We start from the raw sequence: 19,058 nt of genomic DNA, 5'->3' as shown, positions 1-19,058 counted from the left end.
CACACACCGCCCACATCATCGAAGATGATGTGGGCTGTCCGCTCCCCGGCTGGGCGTCGCTTGCGGCGGGGGCTTCGACGAGTTTGTCATTAGCCGTGTGGTGGCCCAGTCGTCGCTGTCGCGGTTCAGGTCCCTTGGGCCGAGGAAGACGTCGTCGTCAGCGAGTCACTCGCGCGTGGCCGGCTCATGGGATGAGGTCGTCTCTGCTGTAGTGGCTCCACCAGGTAGGCCGCTGCTGGAGCGACCCAGTGAGGACGTCGACCTGTTCACCGCCTGGGACCGCCGCGACGAGTTCACCGCCGCGGTCACCGCCGTCTTGCACGCCTACCGAGACGACGGCCTGACCGTCGAGACCGAGCGGCAGTACGACACGTTCGCCCGGCTGGCCGTCACCGACGGTATCCGGGTTTCCAAGGTCGAGCTCGGTGTGGACTGGCGTGCCAACGAACCGATTCTCATGGCAATCGGCCCGGTACTCCACCCCGACGACGCGGTCGCGAACCAGATGAGCGCCCTCTACGGGCGGGCGTTCGCCCGGGATTTCATCGACATCGACGCCGCCCTCCGGTCCGGCCGCTACACCCGCTACACCCGCCACACCCTTCTCACCCTCACGCAGCGCGCCGACCGCGGCTTCGAGTCGCGCATCTTCGCTGACGCCCTCGGGTAAGCCGCCCAGCTCGATCCTGACGACTTCGCCCAGTACGGCGTCACCGGCCCAGCGCTGGACGAGTTCCGAAGCCAATTCGCGGAGTGGCGCCGCGAACTGCTCGACGGCGAGGATGACACGAACCCCGGGTCGCGACCAGAAGAAGCGCCGCGGTGACCCGCGTTGGCACCGGTTCACCCGGGTTGGCATCCGCTGGAGGAGTCTCGTAACTACGTAGACCACTGTGCTGGCGACCACGGCGTTCGGCCCCATGCCGACCCTGGCCGCTACAGCTGACTGCGCCTCATGCGCGTCTTGGGCCTCGAATGCGGTGATGACCACCGATCGAATGCCGTCCGTGGAATGCTGCCACTTGGCGTAAGGTCTTGGACAGTAAGTGACGACCGATTCCAAGGTGTTGCTACACGTCGACGGCGGGGGCATCGAAGGTGAACACCGGATCACAGCCTGGCCGCATGCGGCCAACTCCCCCTTGCCGCTGTCCGCTACGGGGAGGAAACCCTGATGAGGGGCCTGATCATTCAGTTGCCGGCACGGGGGAACACATCGAAGAGTGGGCCCATGACCCTGCCGCCCGGCCGTGCCGCGGTCTTCGGCTATCGACGCCGCAGCGAGCGACTGACCGTAACTGGGGACGGAGCACAGATCAGTGTCGTGGCCGGCCGAGTCGCGTCGGAGTCCGACCACTGGACATTATCCAACTTCAGCGCGGTCGACCCGTATGTCGTGGAGAACCTGAACGACAGATCGGAGTACGTCAAGGTGCGCCCGGGCCGTCGAGCGGCACCGATCCTCTTCGAGCTGGCCCGGGTGGTGCTGCCCGGTAACCACCGCCCAGAGGGCTTCCACGTCCTGGCTCCGCCACCGCGCATGGTCGATCCGGTCGACATGCTTCCGCCGAGCGCCGCCAGCTTCGCGTCACTGGACGAGCAGCGGAAATACTTTGCCGTTCTGGTAGCGCTCTGCGAGCCACGGCTGCGCGGTGGACTGCCCGTGGGCGCACCCACGGCTTCCGAGATCGTTGAACGACTACGGCCCTTGCCGGATTTCCGCGACCTGACGCGGGACGCGGTGAACTACCACATCTCCTACCTGGCGCGCGGGAAGCTGCGACCCTACCTCGACCAGGACAGCGCATCAGGACGGGTGCGCTGGAAGCGCGAAGCGCTAGCGTCCGTCGCCCTCCGGTACGAGATGGTGCGGGAAGGTCACCTATCCCTGCTTCCCGACCCTCCTTCGGGCAGGGGCGAGCCGTCCGCCAACTCATCCTCTCGCCCTGAGCGCTCGTCATCCACTCCACACGAGGGTGAGGGTGCCGTCCAACCAGTGTGAGCAACGCACAGAGTTATCAAACACGTGGTGTAACCAGTAATTAACTAGGCGGGGATCCATATTTTGGTCATAGAAACAGAGCTCGGAGGCGGTGACTCCATAATTTTTCTGGCCGCAGACGCAGCTACCCTGAGCAACTTGTCACGCTGCGCTAGCAAAAATGACGGCGTTGTCACGTCGTCCAGCCTCTCCTAACGTCGGCCGCACCCGGGTCGATGGATTAGCGGAACGATCAGAGAGGAGAAGCGCATGAACGCAAAGGACCACACGGCCTTCGACAGCGCCGGCGTCGAGTTCGACGTTGACGACCTGCCGCTGAGCGTTTTCGAGCTCACCGACGGCGGCCTGACCGTCGAGTCGCTCACTGCGGGGCACGGCCTTGTTGAGAACGGCGCCTCGTGGCCGAGCTGCGGGTCGTCCTGCTCGTCCACGCCGTGATGAACGGTTAGCTCAAAGGGAGCGCCGGTAACGACCGGCGCTCCCTTTCCGTCCCGACGGTCTGCGGAGGAACAGCATGCGGCATAGCTACGAATTGGAGCGGCCCTTCGTTGTCCGAGTCGCTGGCCTGCCATGGAATGTGCTGACCGCCGGGGTCCAGCATCGGAGTTGGGCCCAGGTTCAGCAGCTCCTCGATCTCGACGAGACGATCGCCGGGCAGGCGGACAAGCTCAGCGACACCCTTTACGAGGTCATCGGTCGTCCAGCCCTCGCCGCCGTCAAGCCGAGGCTGGTCGCCCTCCGGCGCACCCTCTACGCTCGCCGGCCCCCACGGCCCGCCGACTGGCCGGGTGAACTGCGGGATTGCCTACCGACGTGCGTCATAGACGACGTCGAGGCGTTCCTGTCCCTGCTCCGCCAGCGGGCGGAGCGGAGCCAGAGGCTGCGGGAGGGCCTCACCGCAGAAGCGCACGGTTCGATGTCCGCCCTCCGCGACGCCGCCGCCGCACCCGCCCTGCAGCGCGGTCTGGCCCAGGCGAGCCCGTCGCTGGCCGCGCAATCCAGACGCTGGGTGGCCGGGCACCTCGACCGACCACGGCCCCGACTTCTGCTCGGGCTGGCGAAGTACGTGTCCCGAGCGGCCGCGAAGACCAGCCCTTACAGCACCTTTACCAGCATCGCACTCGGGGAATGGTCGACCGGCGGAGCGCTGCTGCGGGTTCCCCTTGACGGGCCGCTACGGTGCGTACCGGAACTCGACCGGCTGGTGCTCGGGCAGGTGGTGGAGCGACTCCTCGCCGACCCGGCAATAGCCGACAGGCTGCCGATACGGCTGAATCCCTCCGCCGTACGCGGCAGCGACACCGTGACATTCCTGGGACCGCGGCCGGACGAGGCCATTCGCTCGGTGCCCCTGAGCCCAAGCCTCGCTCTTTGCCTGGATGTCGTGGCGACAGAGCCCGGCCGATTCCTCGGTGACCTCGCTGCCTTGGTCGCGATGAAGTCCGGAAAGGAGCCCACCGACGTCCGGCCGTTCCTCGAACGCCTCCTCCACCTTGGCCTGATCGAGGCGCGACACCCGGTGACAGATCAGGCGCCGGATCCGGAAGGCCAGCTTGCCGACTGGTACGGCACCATCGCAGCCACCGGCCGTGACACCGCCCCGAGCGAGCCCGGAGAGACGTTCCCCGACGCCGAAAGGTCAACGGTCGCCGCCCGTCTACGCCGGCTGCACCAGACGCTGAACGCGAACGACGATCCGAGCGATCTGGCCGCCCACGATCGGCGACAGCGCCTCCTCGTCGAGACGGTCGCCGATGTGGGCAACGGGCTTGGTCTGCCTTGGCAACCCGACGACCGCCTACGCAAAGCCGCCTTGCACGAGAACGCTGTCCTGGTCGGGAGAGCTCAGGCATCCGCCGCCGCGTGGGAACCGGTCTTCGACGACCTCGACGTCGTACGCCAATGGTTGGGCTTGCACGATCGAATGCTCCCGGTGCGGATCGCGCTCGACGCCTACTGCGCGACCCGGTTCCCCGATCGGCGCGAGATCAATCTGATGGAGATGTACACCGCCCTTCAGCATGACCTCGGTGCCGAACCGACGGCGGACTGGAGCCGCTTCCTGCAGCTCGGTACGCCGTTAGCCGCCGAGGACCTGGACCGGGCGGCGGACCCACGGCTGCAGCGGCTCGCCGAACTCCGCCGGCGGTCGATGGAGGTGTTCTCTGCGGCTAGGCGGGATGGGAGCTCCGTCGTCGTCGCGCCCGAACGCTTGGCCGCGCTCGCCGCCACCTGGCCCGCCTGGGTGACCACTCCGCCGTCGATTTCCTGTTACCTGCAGCCCCGACCCACTGAGGACGGACTCCGGGCGGTGGTGAACGTGGTCAGTGGCGGGTACGGCAGGGGCAGGGGTCGGTGGCGACGGCTGGCCGGCTCATTTGGGCCGGCGAAGCACGTCGCGGCCGCCGCTGCCGATGCGCACGCCGTCGCGGAGCTCTCCGGCACCTTCGGTGTAGCCATGAACCTCCGCGCTCCCACCGCACCCTGGGAGGTGGACTATCCCTTCACCAACAGCGATCGCCCCGGCGGGCAGCGCATCCCCTTCGGGGAGCTCGTCGTGCGTCGCAACTCCCGGTCCGGGCTGCGTGAACTCGGCTGGCCCCCGCTGCGCGTCCCCGTCCTGCCGGCGCACACCGGGCTGATGGCCGACCCCCTTGTGCCACCGGCGGCGAGGTTCATGTTCGCCGCGTTCGGCCAGTCGTTCTTCATGCACCCGCAGTTCCCCGTCGTGACCGTCGGCGAACAACACGTCGAGGGAATTATCCGGCAGCCACGGATCGAGGTCGGCCGGCTGACCCTGCAGCGCGCCCGCTGGATCGTGCCGATCGACCGGATCCCGGTGCGGCAGCCGGGCGAGAACGACGCCGATCACCTAGTCCGGCTCGCCCGCTGGCTGCGGGAGACGGGCATCCCCAGCCGGAGCTACATCCGCACCGTGACCGAGGTCGGTCCCTGGCAGACAAGGGTCTTCGACAAGGCCCGCAAGCCGATGTACATCGACGTAACCAATCCCTGGCTGCTGAGCGTTCTGGAGCACGTCTGCTCGCCGGGGTCGGGCTCGGTCGCATTCGAGGAGGCACTGCCCGCACCGCTGGCCCACGACGGGACAGACGGAGACGCACGGGTCACCGAGATGATCATCGAACTCAGTGAGAGGCGCCAAAGTGTCTGAACCAGACTGGCTCAGCGTTCACCTGTTCTACCAGGGGGACTTGGACCCGCTGCTCACCGGGCTGGCCGGTCCCGTTAGCCGTGAGCTCAGTGAAGCCGGACTCGTGCGGCAAACCTTTTTCCTGCGCTATTGGGACGGCGGACCGCATGTTCGGTGGCGGCTGCGGCCGACCGAACCGGATGCTGCGCTCCCGCTTCGGACGCTGCTGCGCGAGCGGTGCCAGAATTGGTTGGCTGCCCGCCCGTCGCCGACGCTCCTCGATGCGGAGACGTACGAGCGATCCGCAGGTCAGTTGGCCCGCTGGGAGCGTACCGGCCGACCACATCGGCTCCAACCCAACAACACGATGGCATTCGTCCCCTACGTTCGGGAGGAGTCGAGGTATGGCACCGGCGGCTCCGCCGCCGCCGTGGAGCAGCACTTCACCGAGTCCACCGAGCTGGCGCTGGAGTTGCTTGGTACCCGTCCCGCCCTCGCCACCAGGGACACCGCAGCCTTCGCCACCATTGTGTTGACCTGGTTCGTGGCCGCCGGGGAGCGCGGTGACCTGCTCGCCGCGCTCGCCGACCAGACCGCGAACTGGACGGAGCTGGTGACCGACACGGCACCCGGTGTCTCCGCGCCGCAGCGCTTCGCGCCGCAGCGCGAGTCACTCCGTCGCACGGCAATGCAGCTGCGTCGGCTGGTACGGGAACAGGATCGGTTGTCCGCCAGTGAGCCTTTCGTGCGCTGGGCGCGGTCGATCCGGACGTTGCACAACATATTGACAGAAGAAATTGCCGCTGGCAGGTTCACGCCGCCGAGCCATCCCTCAACGGTTCTCGACCTGGACCCGGCCGCCCAGGCCATACCCGTGCTGGACATCTGTGCACACCTGTTCTGCAACCGAATCGGGGTGCGGTTGGAGTCCGAGGGACTTCTCCGCCAGATGGCCGCCCTCACCATCGCCGAGCAGTGGGAGGAGGCACGATGAGCCGTTGGCGGTGCGTCGCTGTGCACTACCACGACGAGTCCCGAGACAGACTGGTCGTCGAAGCTGTCGAACCGCTCTTCGCACGCCTTGGCACCGCAGTCCCCCGCGCGTATCACCTGCGCCACTGGCTGCGCGGGCCACACCTGCGCTTGATGTTCGACGTTGATGACGCCGCCTTCGACACGACCGTGCTTCCCCTAGTCGAGGAGGTGGTGGGTGGCTTTCTGGTTCGGCACCCGTCCACCACTGTCCTCGACCCGGATCGAACGCTGGCTCAACATCGCCGGCTGGCTGAACTCGAACAGATCCGGGATTCTTTGACACCATTTCGACCGGATAACTCCATCAGAGAGATTCCGGTGGACGAACGGATCGAGGTGCTCGGCAGTGCCACCGCCGCCGAACTCCTAGCGGAGTTCCACGTGGCGACGACACCGCTCGCCTTCGCCGCGGCCCGTCAAACGCTTGCCGGGTCCTCATTGCCGACAATGGCGTACGACCTGATGATCGCCTCGGCGCACCTCCTCTCCAGCGTCGGTTTCGCCCGAGGTTTCGTCTCCTTCCGCTCCCATGCCGACGCCTTTCTATCCTGGTGGCCGGAGGCGCACGGGCTACGCGAGCGGTGGCAGGATCGATACGCGGCATACCGCCCCGAACTGCTACAAAGGACCAAACGGCTGCTGTCCTGCCTGGACACGGGTAGCGCGAACGGCATCACCACCTGGGCCAGAACCGTTGAGCCGGTCCGGCGTCGCGGCGAAGCCCTGATTCGCTCTGGTGCGCTGAGCATGGATCCACCCTGGGCGGAGGTCGACCTGGCCGACCCGCGTAACGCCGATGTCGTGGAGATGCTGCGACGCAGCCCATTCCACCGCCATGCTCTGGGAGAGCGTCGACCGGTGCACCGGACCTGGTTCGCGACCTATCGACTGGTTCTTAACTACACTTATTTGTACCTGACACGATTGGGACTCACCCCGCTGCACCGCTTCATGTTGTGCCACTTCGCTGCCAACGTAGCCGAGGAACTCTACGGCGTGGCAGCGGCGGACGTGGTCCTGCCCGCGCCGACGGAGGTCGCGGGGTGAGCGGCGTCGAAGAGGTACGGATTCGGCTGCGACCAGGCGTCTCCGCTGTCACCGCGAGCAGCGGTGAGGTCCATCTGGTGTGCGGCCCCGACACGGTATGCCTGGGCGTCCTGGACGAGCGTGGCCGCGCGAGCCTCATCCGGCTCGCCGACGGCAGTTGCACCGGAACGGAGCTTCCCGCCGCGCTGGACCGGCTGCTGGTCGGTGGCGGCTGGGCCGGCCTGGAGGTGGGCACGGCCGACAGCGGTCCCACGTATGCCTTGTCCCCAGTCGGGCGGCCGAGAAGGCCCGAGGAATATCCCGCGCCGACCTCGCCGGTGCTGTCGCGCTTCGCCGTCCTGAGACGGGCGGGGGCCGCGGCTGTGCTGGAGTCGCCGTTGGCGACACAACAGCTCACCATGCACGACCCGACCCTCGTTGCCACCCTAACCGCCCTCATCGCACCGGTCCCCCGGGCCGGCTCGGTGCTGCTCACCGGGGTATCCGCTCCGCTCGCCGACCGGCTGTGGGCGTGCGGGCTGCTGACCGCCAGCGACGATGGAGAGGCGGCGGACCTGGCGCACGCCCAGTGGCGTCCGCACGAACTCTGGTTCCACCACGAGAGCCGGGATCGGACCCACCGCCGGCTCGGGGTGGACTTCGGCGGAACCACGTGGGCGAAGGGCGTCTTCCCTGCGCTGCCGGCCGTCGGCAATGACTCCGCTTGGCGTTACGTCCCACTGCCCGCACCGCAGCTCGCCGGCTTGCCAGCCGACCAGGTCACCCTGTCCGAAGCCATTGAGTCACGGCGTTCCTACCGTTCATATGACGAGGATCGGCCGATCCGGTTGGCGGAGATCTCGGAATTCCTGTACCGCTGCGCCCGGGTCCGGGCGCGCGACGACCACCACGGTGTCGAGATGTCCGACCGGCCGTACCCCAGCGGCGGGCGGTTGCACGAGTTGGAGATCTACCTCCTGGTGCGCAGCGTCGACGGCCTTGAGTCCGGGCTCTACCACTATGACCCGTTCCAGCATGGGCTGGCTCGGGTTCCGGCCGAGCCTGTCGCGGTCCGGGCGCTGCTACGGCGTTCGGCGGGGGCGATGGCGGGCCACGAACAGCCGCAGGTCCTGATTCTGCTCTCGGCGCGGTTCGGCCGGTTGATGTGGAAGTACGAGTCGATGGGGTATGCCCTCGTCCTCAAGCACGTCGGGGTTCTCATGCAGACGATGTACCTGGTGGCCACCGCGATGGGGCTGGCGCCCTGTGCCCTCGGCACCGGTGACGTCGACCTCTTCGCCGCCGCCTCTGGCCGCGATTCCCTACACGAGTCCAGCGTCGGCGAGTTCGCGCTGGGTAGCCGGCGGGCCGGGCAATGAGGCCGCGCCTGCGCGACGACGCCTATGACGTCGGCTCCGGCGAGGACGCCGCGTTCCTCCTGAGGGGTGAACTAGTCCGGGTGGCCGGGGCCGGTACCTGGCTCCGGCGGCTCACACCCTTCCTTGACGGCGGTCACACCCTTGAGGAACTGGCCTCGGGTCTGACGCTGCGGCATCGCGCAGCCCTGACCCGGTTGGTCGATCTTCTCCATGACCAAGGCGTGGTCGAGGACGCCGACCAGGAACTCCCGAGCGGTCGGGCCGCCGCAGCAGTGAGCCGACCACATGTGGTGCTGACCGGCGAGGGACGGCTGCACGCGGCGACCCTCGACGCCCTCCTGACGGCCGGCTGGCGATCGGTGCACACGACGTCGGAAAGGGGTGCCATCTCCACGTACCCCATCGAGAAGGTCATACTGCACACGACCGATGATTTGTCACCCCATGCTGCCGCCGCCGTCGAGCGGGCGGCCAGCAGCGGCACGCCGGTCGGGCTCGCCGCCCTACGCGCCGGCTACGGCTGGATCGGGCCGGTGGGGGTGTACACCGGCGCGGCAGCCCTTTGGACGCGGATCGACCGGACCGCCGACAGGGAGGGGCCCTCGCCCTCGGACCAAGCGGTCCGACAGATCGCCCGGCAGTTCGTCCGTCTGGTCGAACGCACCCTCGACGGCGAACAGCGAGAGCCGGTGATGCGCCTGGTGCACGCGGAGAGCCTGTTCACCACTCCGATACGGGTCCTGCCGCATCCGCTGGCCGCACCGGCCGAGGTCGGTAGCCCCGGCGGCGCCGTCTACGCCGTCCGCCGATTGCGTGCGGGAGCACCGGTCTGCGTTGAGGATCTGGACCGCCAGGTGGCGGCCTGTATCGACCCAACCGTCGGGATCTTTCGAGCGGTGAGCGAGCACGACTTCGCTCAGTCACCTCTGCACGTCACCGAGATCGACGTGGCTGCGCCCACCGGTCGGCTCCCGGTCCGGGCGGCCGCTCGCACGTACACCGACGCCCGTAGGGCAGCGGCCCTACGGGCGTTGGCCGCTTACGCCGTTCGTGTCGTCGACGCGCGGCGCCTCGGTCCTGGCCGAACTGTGTGGGGGGTCCGTCTGCCCGACGGCGAACCGGTCCAACTGCCGGCCGCGCTGGTCTTCGAGGCCGCGGGCCCGGACCTCCCGGTCGGCGTTGCGGCCGGCTGTTCGTGGGGCCAGGCGTTACAGGCCGCGCTCCTGTCGCACGTCGTGGCGGACGCGCGACACCGACTGGGTACTCGACATGTCGACCCGACCGCCAGGGACATCGAACTCGACCAGTGTGAGCCCGCCATTCGCGCTCTATGGACGATGCTGGGCGGAGCGGGCAAGCCGCTGCAGGTACTGGACGTGACCGGGACACTCGATGTTCCGGTCGTGGCGGTCATGTGCGGTGAGGATGTCATAGGCTGCGCGGCCGGCGTGGATCAGCCGGCGGCGGCGCGGGACGCGCTCGCTCAGGCGCTGCTGCACGCCCAGTCCACGTGGCACAGCGATCCCCGCTACGCCTCCACACCTGTGGACGTGCCGACGGCTGGCGCTCCGACGGCCGACGCGGAGCCGGTCAGTCTTGTGGACGCGTTCCGGCGGAACGGCACTGCTCCCGTCGTCGTGCCGCTGGACCATGACCCCGCCGTACATGCGGTACTGCCGTACGTGTTGCGGGCGGTGCTCGTCGATGGGTGACGTTCGCGGTATGGACCTGCTGCTGGCCGGTACCGGTTCGATCTCCGACGCGGTAGCCCACCTGCTGGGTTCCTACGGGTTGCGGCGGGTATCGGTGGGCGCCGGACCGACCGACACGCCGGCACGGGCTTTGTGGTCCGCCGACCTAGCTCCGCCCGGGTCGGTCGGCCCGCTGGTGCTGGTCACCGAAGGGTGGCCTATTAATGTCGACGATCCCACCGCCGAGGTGGCACAGGTCCCGGCGGCCGGCACTTTGACCGTTCGCGGCGAACCGGGCGAAGTGGTGATCGGGCCGTGGCATCGACTGGGCGCGCCCGGGTGCCCGTCCTGCGTCGATCTGCGGCGGAGCCGGGCGCAGGAGCACTTCCGGGCCCTGCGCGCCCGTCACGCGGCCCGCCTGGCTGACGCGCCACCGGCGGGCATTCCGGCACCTGCGGTCGCCGCAGCGGCCGAACTCGTCGCCGCCGAAGTGACGGCGATGCGGGAAGGGCGGTACGCGGACCTGCGCGTAGTGGGGGCGGTCATGCGACTGTCCTTGGACACCCTCGATGTGCGGACACACCGGTTCCTGGCCGATCCTCTCTGCCCGCACTGCGGCACACTGCCCGACGATGGACCGGACCGGGCCTGGCTCGATCTGCGGAGCAGGCCCAAGTCGGCACCGGACCGCTACCGGCTGCGGGACTTGCGGCAGGAATTCGACGACCTACGCACACTATTCGTCGACCCGTACGTCGGTCTGGTCCGGCGGGTGGAACGCGACGACGAGGCGGGCTTCACGGTCGCCCGGGCACCGCTCGGTCTGCGAGGAGGTGATCCCACCGTCGCCCCGGTGACCGAGTCCGGATGGGGCCGGTCCGACAACTACCGCAGCAGTGACTCGACCGCGCTACTGGAGGCGGTTGAGCGTTGGGGCGGGGCCAGTCCCGGCGGCAGCCGGCCGACGGTACGGGCACCGTACCGGGCGATATCCTCCGACGCGATCGACCCGCGCGCGCTGGGGACGCACGCCCCGGAGGCCTATGCGACACCCGACTCCCCCTTCGTGCCCTTCGCCGAGGACACCGTCTGCACCTGGGTGTGGGCGCACTCGTTCCGTCAGAACCGACCGGTCCTCGTCCCGCTCTCCGTGGCGTACTGGGGCACGGCGTTGACGCACCCGGACGAGCCGCGATTCGTCGACGAGATCTCCAATGGATGCGCTCTCGGTAGCTGCATGGAGGAGGCCATCCTCTTCGGGTTGCTGGAGGTTGCCGAGCGGGATGCCTTCCTGCTGACCTGGCTTGCTCGCCTTCCGGCACCCCGGATCGACCTGACCTCCACCAGTGACCCCCGCACCAGCATGCTGGTACACCGGATCGAGGAGACGACCAGCGCCGAGGTGACTGTCTACGACATCACCGTCGAGCAGGGTGTCCCCTGCCTGTGGGCGATGGCCACGCACCGACATCCAGGGACCGGAAGCCCTGCATTGGTCTGTGCGGGGGGTGCCCACCCCGACCCCGAGCAGGCGCTGCGGCAGGCTCTGGGCGAGCTCGGGCCGATCGCGGCGAGCGTGGCCCGGTCAGCTCCAGGACACACCGATCGGATCGAAGCCATGATCCGCGACGACGCCCTGGTCCGCCGGATGGTCGACCACTCGTTGCTTTACTCCCACCCGGCGGTGGGTGGCCGGTTGGACTTTCTACGCGGCGGAGACCGGACCACCACGGTGGCCGATATGGCCCGCCGATGCGGTCTCGTTCCCCAGGACGACCTGCGCGACGATCTGCACGCGCTGATGGACCGTTTCCTCTCCACCGGTCTGGACGTGTTGGTGGTGGACCAGACCACTGCGGAACACCGGGCTGCGGGGCTGTCGTGCGTCAAGGTTCTCGTGCCAGGCGCCCTGCCGATGACATTTGGCCACGCCAATCGGCGGGTCCACGGACTGGATCGCTTGAGAACGGTCCCCGCACGCCTCGGGTACCGCAGTTCCGCGCTGCCGGATTCGGCGATCAATCCTCATCCGCACCCGTTTCCCTGACCGTCCTCGGTCCACGACTCCGGTATCGTGTCGAAGCGCCTGCAACCGACGAAACAGCCCTACCGCCCGGTGGTGAGGAGGAAGGCCCTGATGCTTCTCCAGTGCCGTGATCTGTCCGTGGGCTACCGGGGCCAACCTCTGTTCGGCGCCTTGCGGATGGACGTCGACTCCGGCGAGGTGCTGGTGACAACCGGCCGCAACGGCAGCGGCAAATCCACCTTTCTCCGGTGCCTGGCCGGCCAGCAACAGCCACTTGAAGGCACGGTGACGCTCGATGGACATCCGGCCGACGACCGTGAGCCACGATTCCGCCGGTCCGTCGCCGCCCTTCTCGACGGTGGCGCCTGGTATCCGAACCTGACCGCCGCCGAGCACCTGAGCTTCGTCCAGTTGGTCAACGCCCCCATGCCGGGCGACTGGTTCACCACCGCTGACCTGGCCGAGGCGCTCGCCCTCGACGGCTTCGCCGACACCGTTCCGGGTCAACTGTCGTCCGGTCAACGTCAGCGGCTGGCGGTGGCGATGGTGTTGGCCCGTCCGAGCCGGCTCCTGCTGCTCGACGAACCGGAGCGGCACCTCGACGAGGCCGGCCGTGACAGCGTCGATCGCCTGGTGACTGAGTACGCCGGTCGCGGCGGCGCGGTCGTGCTGGTCACCCACGACGCCACGCTCGCTGCCGGCCTGGGCCGGCGGACGCTCTCGCTGGACCGGGACGCCGCCGAGGGGCCGGCAGTCGCGTCGGGGAAGCGGGCCCGTCGACGCAGCAGAGCACGATGAGCGTAGTGAGGCGTGCGCCCGCCGGTCCCGCGGTGTCCAGCGCGCAGCCGGTGCGAGCCAACCCGCCCGGGGCGTCACGGCGGTGGCTGAGGCAGCGCCGCCGTGAGCACGGGGGCGGGGCCGGAAGCCTCTATTTCGTGGCGCTGTCCGTCCTGGTGGGCATCGCTGTCGTGGCCGGTACGCTGCCCCGGCTGCTCAGTGGCGACCGAAGCGCCGCAGATTCCGCAGCGGCTCTACCGCTGCTCGCCGTGGGTCTGCTGGGATACGCCTTCGCCCTGACACTCGCCGCCAGATTCGGTCCGGTCACCGCCACCCCGGCGACATTGGCGTGGTGGTTGGCCAGTCCCGTCGACCGGCGACTGCTTCTGCTTCCCTCTGCCGCGATGGTGTTGTCGGTCGCCGCCGTCGCCGGTGCACTGCACGGCGCCTTCGTGGTGACCGTCGTGGGCGCGCAGGATCAAGCGGCAGCCGCGGCGGTGGTGGGTGCCGGAGTTGCCGCCGCTGTGCTGACCGGGGCCCTGGCCGTGGTGATCCAGACCGTGACCGACGCCTCGACGGCGGTGCTGGAGCGGATCGCGGTGCTCCTCGGCGTGGTGGCCGCGGTCCTGACCATGGCCCGCACGCCGGTGCCGGCCTGGACAGGCCCGTGGGGCTGGCCGCAGGCCGCCGCCGACGGCCGGGGCGGGTCCTGGTTGCTGTGGGTGGCAGTGGCGGCCCTGATGGTGGCCGGGATCGTCGTGTGGCGGCTCGACCGGCTTCCCCTACGTCGGCTCGCCGCGGGCAGCACGCTGGGGGCGATCACGGGCGCGGGACTGATCACCGTCGACCCGGGCATCGCCTCCCGGGCCGCCGAGGAACACCGATGGGCCACTCGGCCCCGGACGGGTGGTCGGCTGCCGAGGATCGCCGGCCCCCGCGCCGTGGTCGGCCACGATCTCCTCGTGACCCGCCGGTCGCCCGAGCATCTCCTCGTCGCCGGGGCGACGCTGCTGATCCCGACCCTCTTGGGCATCCTTACCGGCTGGGGCATCACACTGGCCGTCGGCTGGCTACTGAGCGGGCTCGCCGCGGTCACCCCCTGCACGGTCAACGCGAGACGGGACCGGGACCTGCCGGCATTGCGTCGGCTGCTCACCCTCCCCGGTCCGGCCCTGCTCGCCGCCCGGTCAGTACTGCCGACGGTCCTCGCCGTCGCGTGGGGTGTCGGCGCGGGCACCCTGCTCACGGCCCGGACTCCAGGCGCGGAGGGTTGGGCCTGGCCGATCCTGGGCGCCGCCGCAGGGCCAGGACTGGCGGCGGGGGCACTGCGGGCCGCGCGACGCGGCGCGGTACGCCACGAACTGCCACCGATCGTCACCCCCATGGGTATCCTGCCGACCGGCCCACTGCACTGGGCCGCGACCGGCTACGACACCGCCATCCTGTTCACCATCCCGACCCTGGCCGCCTTGATCACGGGCACACCGGCCGCCATGCTCCTGCCCCAGGCGATCATCTCGGTGGTCGGGTTGGTGGCATTCGTGCTCCTCGCCGGCCGCGCCGACGAGCGACGCTAACGGTTCCATCTCGGGTCGGTTCAGCCAGACCTGACTGCTCCACGAGCCCTCCGTTGTCCCGCCGCCAAGGTTCGGGCCGTCGGCCCCATTCCGGTCCACCCCACTGCCCACGGCTTCGTCCCCAACCGCTCCGCACACGCCTTCGCTGCCGCCCACGCCGCACAGCCGGTCGTCGTCCGGATCGACCTGTTCGCCTTCTGCACCCACATCACCGCCACCCGCGTCCACGGACCATTCCGCACCGCCGGCTACCCCGAACCCATCGCCCACACCCCCACCGGACTCTGCACCACCCGCACGTCCTGCGCCGCGCACCCACCGACCTACCGCACCAGGCGACGCGACTCACCGCGCTGGGCACCGGCCACTTGCCCCAAGACGCACCGGCCTTATCCGCTCTGGCCAACCTGTGCGCCTACCGACTCGACCGACGCCTCACCGGCTTCGCCGACGCCTTCGACATCACCTACACCCGCTACGCCGACGACCTCGCCTTCTCCGGCAGCCTCACCACCCGCCGCATCCACGACCTGATCGCCGACGTCACCGACATCGCCCGCGAGGAGGGGTTCCGAGTCCATCCAGACAAGACCCGCGTCCGTGGTCGGGCCGACCGGCAACTCCTCGCCGGACTCGTCGTCAACCAACACCCGCCACACCCCGCGACGAGTACGACCGGCTCCGCGCCATCCTCCACAACGCCGCGCGCACCGGCTGCCGCGCAGAATCGGACCGGCCACCCCGACTTTGCTCAATACCTCATCGGACGAGTTCTCTGGGCCAGCCATCACCATCCGGCACGCGCAGCCAAACTCGCCACGCTGCTGGCCCAAGCTCTCGCGACACCGTAAAATGACGCGGCGCGGCACCTTCACCGGATCTCGGTGAGGACGCGTCGGACCGACCGAAGCTTGGCCTGAGCAGGACTTACGCCCGTTCTGCTGATCTTCAGCAAGCGAGCACAGCAACACGCGTGTGCGACCCACTAACACGAAAACAAAATAGGAACCGGCAGGTAGTCAGCCTCCGGGTATAGATAGAGGCTGATGGGGGTAGCGGCGGTGGGCGTCCGACCGCCAACCCGTCAGCATTAATGGGGCAGCGGTGCTGATCTTCGTTGGTCATAATGGTGTCCATGAAGCTTGCTGAGGCATTGGCGCTGCGTTCGGACGCGGCGCGCCGCGCTGAACAACTCCGTGCCCGCATCACGGCTAGCGCCCGCTATCAGGAGGGTGAGACGCCAGCTGAGGATGCCTCGGCGCTCCTCGCGGAGGCGGGCGAGGCGCTCGGTGAGCTGGAGTCGTTGATCCGGCGGATTAACCGCACCAACGCTGCCACCGTCGCACGGGAGGGGGGCACACTTACCGACGCGCTCGCGCGTCGCGATGTGCTCCGGCTGCGGCACAGCGTGGTCACGTCCGCCGCGGACGCCGCCGCGGGGGAAGGCCAGCGTGGGTATCGGCAGCTGCGCTCGGAGTTGACGATGGTTCCGGCGCTGTCGGTGAGCGAGTTGCGCAGGCAGGCTGACGACCTCGCCCGGCAGTTACGCGAGGTGGACACGTTGATTCAGCGGACGAATTGGGAGGTCGATCTGCTCGACTGATGTTGCGGAGCAGGTAGCCGACGTGGAGGCGTGCACGTACCCGCGAGCCGGCGGGCAATCCGGCTCACTTGTGGCGCGCCGAGGGCAGGCGCAGGGGTTCGATTCCCCGGTATACATCGCATGCCCAGCACAGCACACAGGTGACGGCGCACAGGGCACGGCACACCACCGGGTGCAGATCCACGACGGTGAGGGCGGGACAGGGGACTTCCGCAATCTCGTACAACAGAGCCGGGCCGTGTATAGAGCGGCCTCATCCAGCGCGGGGCCGTGCTCGACTGTCACGCTCACAGTGGTGCCACCTCCAGTCGAAACGGACAAGGATCTGATGATGCGGGCGCTGACCGCCGCCGGACTCCCGGCGCCGCGGCAGCTGCGTGCGGTGGACCCGGCGGAGCTGGTGGCCTGGCGCACCGGCCAACAGCTCGGCAAGGTGGTCGTCAAGCCGCTGGACAGCGCGGGATCCGAGGACGCGTACGTGTGCGAGACCGACGACGAGATCCTCCGTGCGGCCCAGGTTGATCCTCGACAAGACCAACCTCATGCTCCGCGTGAACGAGGCCGTGTTGGTCCAGGAGTTCCTCACCGGCGACGAGTTCGTGGTCAACACGGTCAGTCGGGACGGCGTGCACCGGTTCACCGACGTCTGGCTCTGCACGAAGATCGACATCGGCCGGGCAGCGAAAGATCTACTCGTACGAGGACCTGCTCCCGGCTGACGACCCGCGGCTCGCGGAGGTGCTCGCGTACGTCGCGGAGGTCCTCGACGCTCTCGGGATTCGGCAGGGCCCCGCGCACACCGAACTGCTCGTCACCGGCGACGGGCCCCGCCTGCTGGATACTGGTGCCCGCCTATCGGGCCTGGCCAACCCGGTGGCTGTCGGGCTGGCCACCGGCGCCGACCAGGTGGGGCTGACGATTGACTGCTACCGGCGGGACGCCACGGTGCTTGCCGACCGGCCGCTGCGCTACGACCGCCGCCGGCACGCCCGGTGCATGAACCTGATCGCCCGCCGCGAGGTGCCGCTACCAGCGGCCGCCTTCCGCGAGGGCGGCAGCGCGCCTGCCGGCCTTCGAGAGCGTCCGGTTCCGCGTCAAGGAGGGTGCGTCCACGCGGCGCACAGTCGACCTGAATTCCTCCCCCGGAGCGTTGTTCCTGGTCCACGAGGACCCGTGCGAGATCGAACGGACGTACCGGACGTTGCGGATGCTGGAGCAGGAGCTGCTATGACCGCCGCAGGACTGGGAGGACGACAACGATGAAGATCGCGGTGATCGGCGCCGGTGCGATCGGTGGCTACTTCGGCGGCCGGTTGGCGAACGCGGGCCACGAGGTGGGGTTCCTGGCCCGTGGCGTGAACCTGGAAGCGATGCGGCGCCAGGGCCTGGTGGTGCGCAGCGTCGCCGGCGAATTCGTGATGCCGGAGGTGCTTGCCTCGAACGACCCCGGTGACCTGGGCGTCGCCGACGTCGTCCTGCTGGCGGTGAAGACCTGGCGGCTCGATGCCGTCCTCGACAGCCTGAACCCGCTCGTCGGAGCGGACACGGCGATCCTCACGACCCAGAACGGGGTCGACACGCCCGACCGGGTCGCGCAGCGGTACGGGCGGGCGGCGGTGCTGCCCGGCAGCGCGAAGGTCTTCGCGAGCCTGGAGGCGCCCGGTCAGGTCCGGCACGTCGGCGGACCGGGCCTGCTGACCTATGGCGAGTGGGACAACCAGGTGACGCCGCGGGTCGACGGCCTGCGCAAGGTGCTCGACGACGCCGGCGTACCGACGGCCGTGCCGGCGGACATCTGGACCGAGCTGTGGTCGAAGTTCCTCTTCGTGGTGCCGTTCGGTGGGCTCGGCGCTGTGACGGACGCCAGCATCGGTGTGCTGCGCACGCGTCCCGGCACCCGGCAACTGCTCGTCACGCTGATGGGCGAGATCCGCGATGTGGCCCGGGCCATGGAGGTCGACCTGCCGGCCGACATCGTGGAGCGCACGTTGGCCTTCGTCGACCAGCAGCCCGCGAACGGCCGCTCGTCACTGCAGCGGGACATCCTGGCGGGTCGCCCGTCGGAGCTGGAGGCGTGGACGGGGGCGGTGGTCCGGCTCGGCGCCGCCACCGGCACCGCGACGCCGGTCCACGACATGGTGTACGAGTTGCTCTCCGCCCGCGTGGAGCAGTCAGCGCTGGCCCCCGGATGACCCCGGTCCTCGCCGCTCCGTTGCCCCTTACGAGTTGGAGGTCCCCGGCGCCGTGGACGAGTTCGTGGGCCTCGCCGAGTCCCGCTGCTGAACGACCACGCCGGGCGTCCGCTCGTGTCGGCCCGGAGCAGTGGCGTGGAAGGTCGTCGTTCGCCGGCGGTGCGGTCAGCAGGGACCAGTTGCCGTTTCCGGACCAGCGCCGTGTCCTCCTGTCGGGCGGTCAACCTGCCGGGGGAAGGCTCTACCCGCTCCCGCCCGTAGACGTACGTGCCGCCGGACTCGGGGTAGCGGGCCGCCAGCCGGGCCGAGCTGGTCGCATTACAAAACGCTACGAACCCGGCCAGCGTAAGTGCCACCAGCAGTCCGGTCCCGCCGGCCGCCGCCGCAGCTGGAGCGAACACCACGAAGACGCCCGCGCCGAGCATCGCCCCCGTCCCGATGACCACCGCATCAGTTACCCCCAGCCGCCGCGCCAACCGCTCCACGGACCAGACCCTAGGGGGCCGAGGTGAACAGCGTGAATTTTACCCAAGGTGCCTTGTGTATATTTGGTTCGTGGCGAGTCGGCGAACAGCCCTGCGGCAGGTCCTCCACCGGGC

The 19,058-nt window shown here is 69.1% G+C and carries 15 protein-coding genes and 2 pseudogenes; 16 read left to right on the top strand and 1 reads right to left on the bottom strand.

Going from position 1 to position 19,058, the window contains the following annotated elements; translation table 11 throughout:
• Window positions 1-175 precede the first annotated feature (175 nt).
• The 16 genes and pseudogenes from B118_RS29145 to B118_RS0123895 all read left to right on the top strand — a co-directional run bounded on the left by B118_RS29145 (window position 176) and on the right by B118_RS0123895 (window position 18,459).
• Window positions 176-826: pseudogene (locus B118_RS29145) on the top strand (nucleotidyl transferase AbiEii/AbiGii toxin family protein).
• A gap of 405 nt (window positions 827-1,231) precedes the next feature.
• On the top strand, window positions 1,232-2,002 hold the full coding sequence (locus B118_RS29140) for a hypothetical protein (protein ID WP_050591671.1): 771 nt from the start codon (window positions 1,232-1,234) through the stop codon (window positions 2,000-2,002).
• A 249-nt stretch (window positions 2,003-2,251) separates the two neighbouring features.
• Window positions 2,252-2,440: a thiomuracin/GE37468 family thiazolyl RiPP peptide gene (locus tag B118_RS29135; RefSeq protein WP_043541961.1), complete on the top strand. Its 189-nt coding sequence runs from the start codon at window positions 2,252-2,254 to the stop codon at window positions 2,438-2,440.
• A 76-nt stretch (window positions 2,441-2,516) separates the two neighbouring features.
• Entirely contained in the window at window positions 2,517-5,174 is a 2,658-nt protein-coding gene (locus tag B118_RS0123955) for a lantibiotic dehydratase (protein ID WP_080678159.1), read from the top strand.
• Window positions 5,167-6,147, top strand: a complete 981-nt coding sequence (locus B118_RS0123950) for a lantibiotic dehydratase C-terminal domain-containing protein (RefSeq protein WP_028193596.1) — start codon at window positions 5,167-5,169, stop codon at window positions 6,145-6,147. Before B118_RS0123955 ends, B118_RS0123950 begins: the two co-directional genes overlap by 8 nt.
• Window positions 6,144-7,235: a thiopeptide maturation pyridine synthase gene (locus tag B118_RS0123945; protein ID WP_080678157.1), complete on the top strand. Its 1,092-nt coding sequence runs from the start codon at window positions 6,144-6,146 to the stop codon at window positions 7,233-7,235. Before B118_RS0123950 ends, B118_RS0123945 begins: the two co-directional genes overlap by 4 nt.
• Window positions 7,232-8,593, top strand: coding sequence for a SagB/ThcOx family dehydrogenase (locus tag B118_RS29130; RefSeq protein WP_043541959.1), 1,362 nt, complete (start codon window positions 7,232-7,234; stop codon window positions 8,591-8,593). Before B118_RS0123945 ends, B118_RS29130 begins: the two co-directional genes overlap by 4 nt.
• Window positions 8,590-10,305, top strand: coding sequence for a YcaO-like family protein (locus B118_RS0123935; RefSeq protein WP_027646046.1), 1,716 nt, complete (start codon window positions 8,590-8,592; stop codon window positions 10,303-10,305). Before B118_RS29130 ends, B118_RS0123935 begins: the two co-directional genes overlap by 4 nt.
• Window positions 10,298-12,331, top strand: a complete 2,034-nt coding sequence (locus B118_RS0123930; protein ID WP_028193594.1) for a TOMM precursor leader peptide-binding protein — start codon at window positions 10,298-10,300, stop codon at window positions 12,329-12,331. Before B118_RS0123935 ends, B118_RS0123930 begins: the two co-directional genes overlap by 8 nt.
• Before the next feature lie 90 nt (window positions 12,332-12,421).
• Window positions 12,422-13,108, top strand: coding sequence for an ABC transporter ATP-binding protein (locus B118_RS0123925; RefSeq protein WP_027646044.1), 687 nt, complete (start codon window positions 12,422-12,424; stop codon window positions 13,106-13,108).
• The gene (locus B118_RS0123920) at window positions 13,105-14,664 is read left to right on the top strand and encodes a DUF6297 family protein (RefSeq protein WP_028193593.1); all 1,560 of its coding nucleotides are present in this window, start codon (window positions 13,105-13,107) and stop codon (window positions 14,662-14,664) included. The genes B118_RS0123925 and B118_RS0123920 overlap by 4 nt, the downstream gene beginning before the upstream one ends.
• A 368-nt stretch (window positions 14,665-15,032) precedes the next feature.
• A complete protein-coding gene (locus B118_RS29660; protein WP_028193592.1) occupies window positions 15,033-15,515 on the top strand; it encodes an RNA-dependent RNA polymerase family protein in 483 nt (160 codons plus the stop codon).
• 284 nt (window positions 15,516-15,799) lie between these two features.
• Complete coding sequence (locus tag B118_RS0123910; RefSeq protein ID WP_028193591.1) at window positions 15,800-16,267, top strand: DIP1984 family protein; 468 nt, start codon at window positions 15,800-15,802, stop codon at window positions 16,265-16,267.
• Between the two features lie 506 nt (window positions 16,268-16,773).
• Window positions 16,774-16,986: a hypothetical protein gene (locus B118_RS29655; protein ID WP_155256601.1), complete on the top strand. Its 213-nt coding sequence runs from the start codon at window positions 16,774-16,776 to the stop codon at window positions 16,984-16,986.
• A 19-nt stretch (window positions 16,987-17,005) separates the two neighbouring features.
• Complete coding sequence (locus B118_RS32020; RefSeq protein ID WP_155256600.1) at window positions 17,006-17,530, top strand: hypothetical protein; 525 nt, start codon at window positions 17,006-17,008, stop codon at window positions 17,528-17,530.
• The gene (locus tag B118_RS0123895) at window positions 17,527-18,459 is read left to right on the top strand and encodes a 2-dehydropantoate 2-reductase (RefSeq protein ID WP_028193589.1); all 933 of its coding nucleotides are present in this window, start codon (window positions 17,527-17,529) and stop codon (window positions 18,457-18,459) included. Before B118_RS32020 ends, B118_RS0123895 begins: the two co-directional genes overlap by 4 nt.
• 227 nt (window positions 18,460-18,686) lie before the next feature.
• Here the strand turns inward: B118_RS0123895 and B118_RS31190 are convergent.
• Window positions 18,687-18,944, bottom strand: a pseudogene (locus B118_RS31190) (amino acid permease); the annotation flags it as partial.
• Window positions 18,945-19,058 lie beyond the last annotated feature (114 nt).

This window comes from Salinispora pacifica CNR114 (genome assembly GCF_000514775.1).
In the GTDB taxonomy this organism is placed as follows: Bacteria; Actinomycetota; Actinomycetes; order Mycobacteriales; family Micromonosporaceae; genus Micromonospora; species Micromonospora pacifica.
Note: the sequence above shows the minus strand (reverse complement) of the source record. Positions and strands in the feature narration are given on the sequence as shown.

Coding starts and splice junctions, on each gene's coding strand:
- B118_RS29140 (WP_050591671.1), top strand. CDS start 1,232: ATGACCCTGCCGCCCGGCCGTGCCGCGGTCTTCGGCTATCGACGCCGC.
- B118_RS29135 (WP_043541961.1), top strand. CDS start 2,252: ATGAACGCAAAGGACCACACGGCCTTCGACAGCGCCGGCGTCGAGTTC.
- B118_RS0123955 (WP_080678159.1), top strand. CDS start 2,517: ATGCGGCATAGCTACGAATTGGAGCGGCCCTTCGTTGTCCGAGTCGCT.
- B118_RS0123945 (WP_080678157.1), top strand. CDS start 6,144: ATGAGCCGTTGGCGGTGCGTCGCTGTGCACTACCACGACGAGTCCCGA.
- B118_RS0123935 (WP_027646046.1), top strand. CDS start 8,590: ATGAGGCCGCGCCTGCGCGACGACGCCTATGACGTCGGCTCCGGCGAG.
- B118_RS0123930 (WP_028193594.1), top strand. CDS start 10,298: ATGGGTGACGTTCGCGGTATGGACCTGCTGCTGGCCGGTACCGGTTCG.
- B118_RS0123925 (WP_027646044.1), top strand. CDS start 12,422: ATGCTTCTCCAGTGCCGTGATCTGTCCGTGGGCTACCGGGGCCAACCT.
- B118_RS0123920 (WP_028193593.1), top strand. CDS start 13,105: ATGAGCGTAGTGAGGCGTGCGCCCGCCGGTCCCGCGGTGTCCAGCGCG.
- B118_RS0123910 (WP_028193591.1), top strand. CDS start 15,800: ATGAAGCTTGCTGAGGCATTGGCGCTGCGTTCGGACGCGGCGCGCCGC.
- B118_RS0123895 (WP_028193589.1), top strand. CDS start 17,527: ATGAAGATCGCGGTGATCGGCGCCGGTGCGATCGGTGGCTACTTCGGC.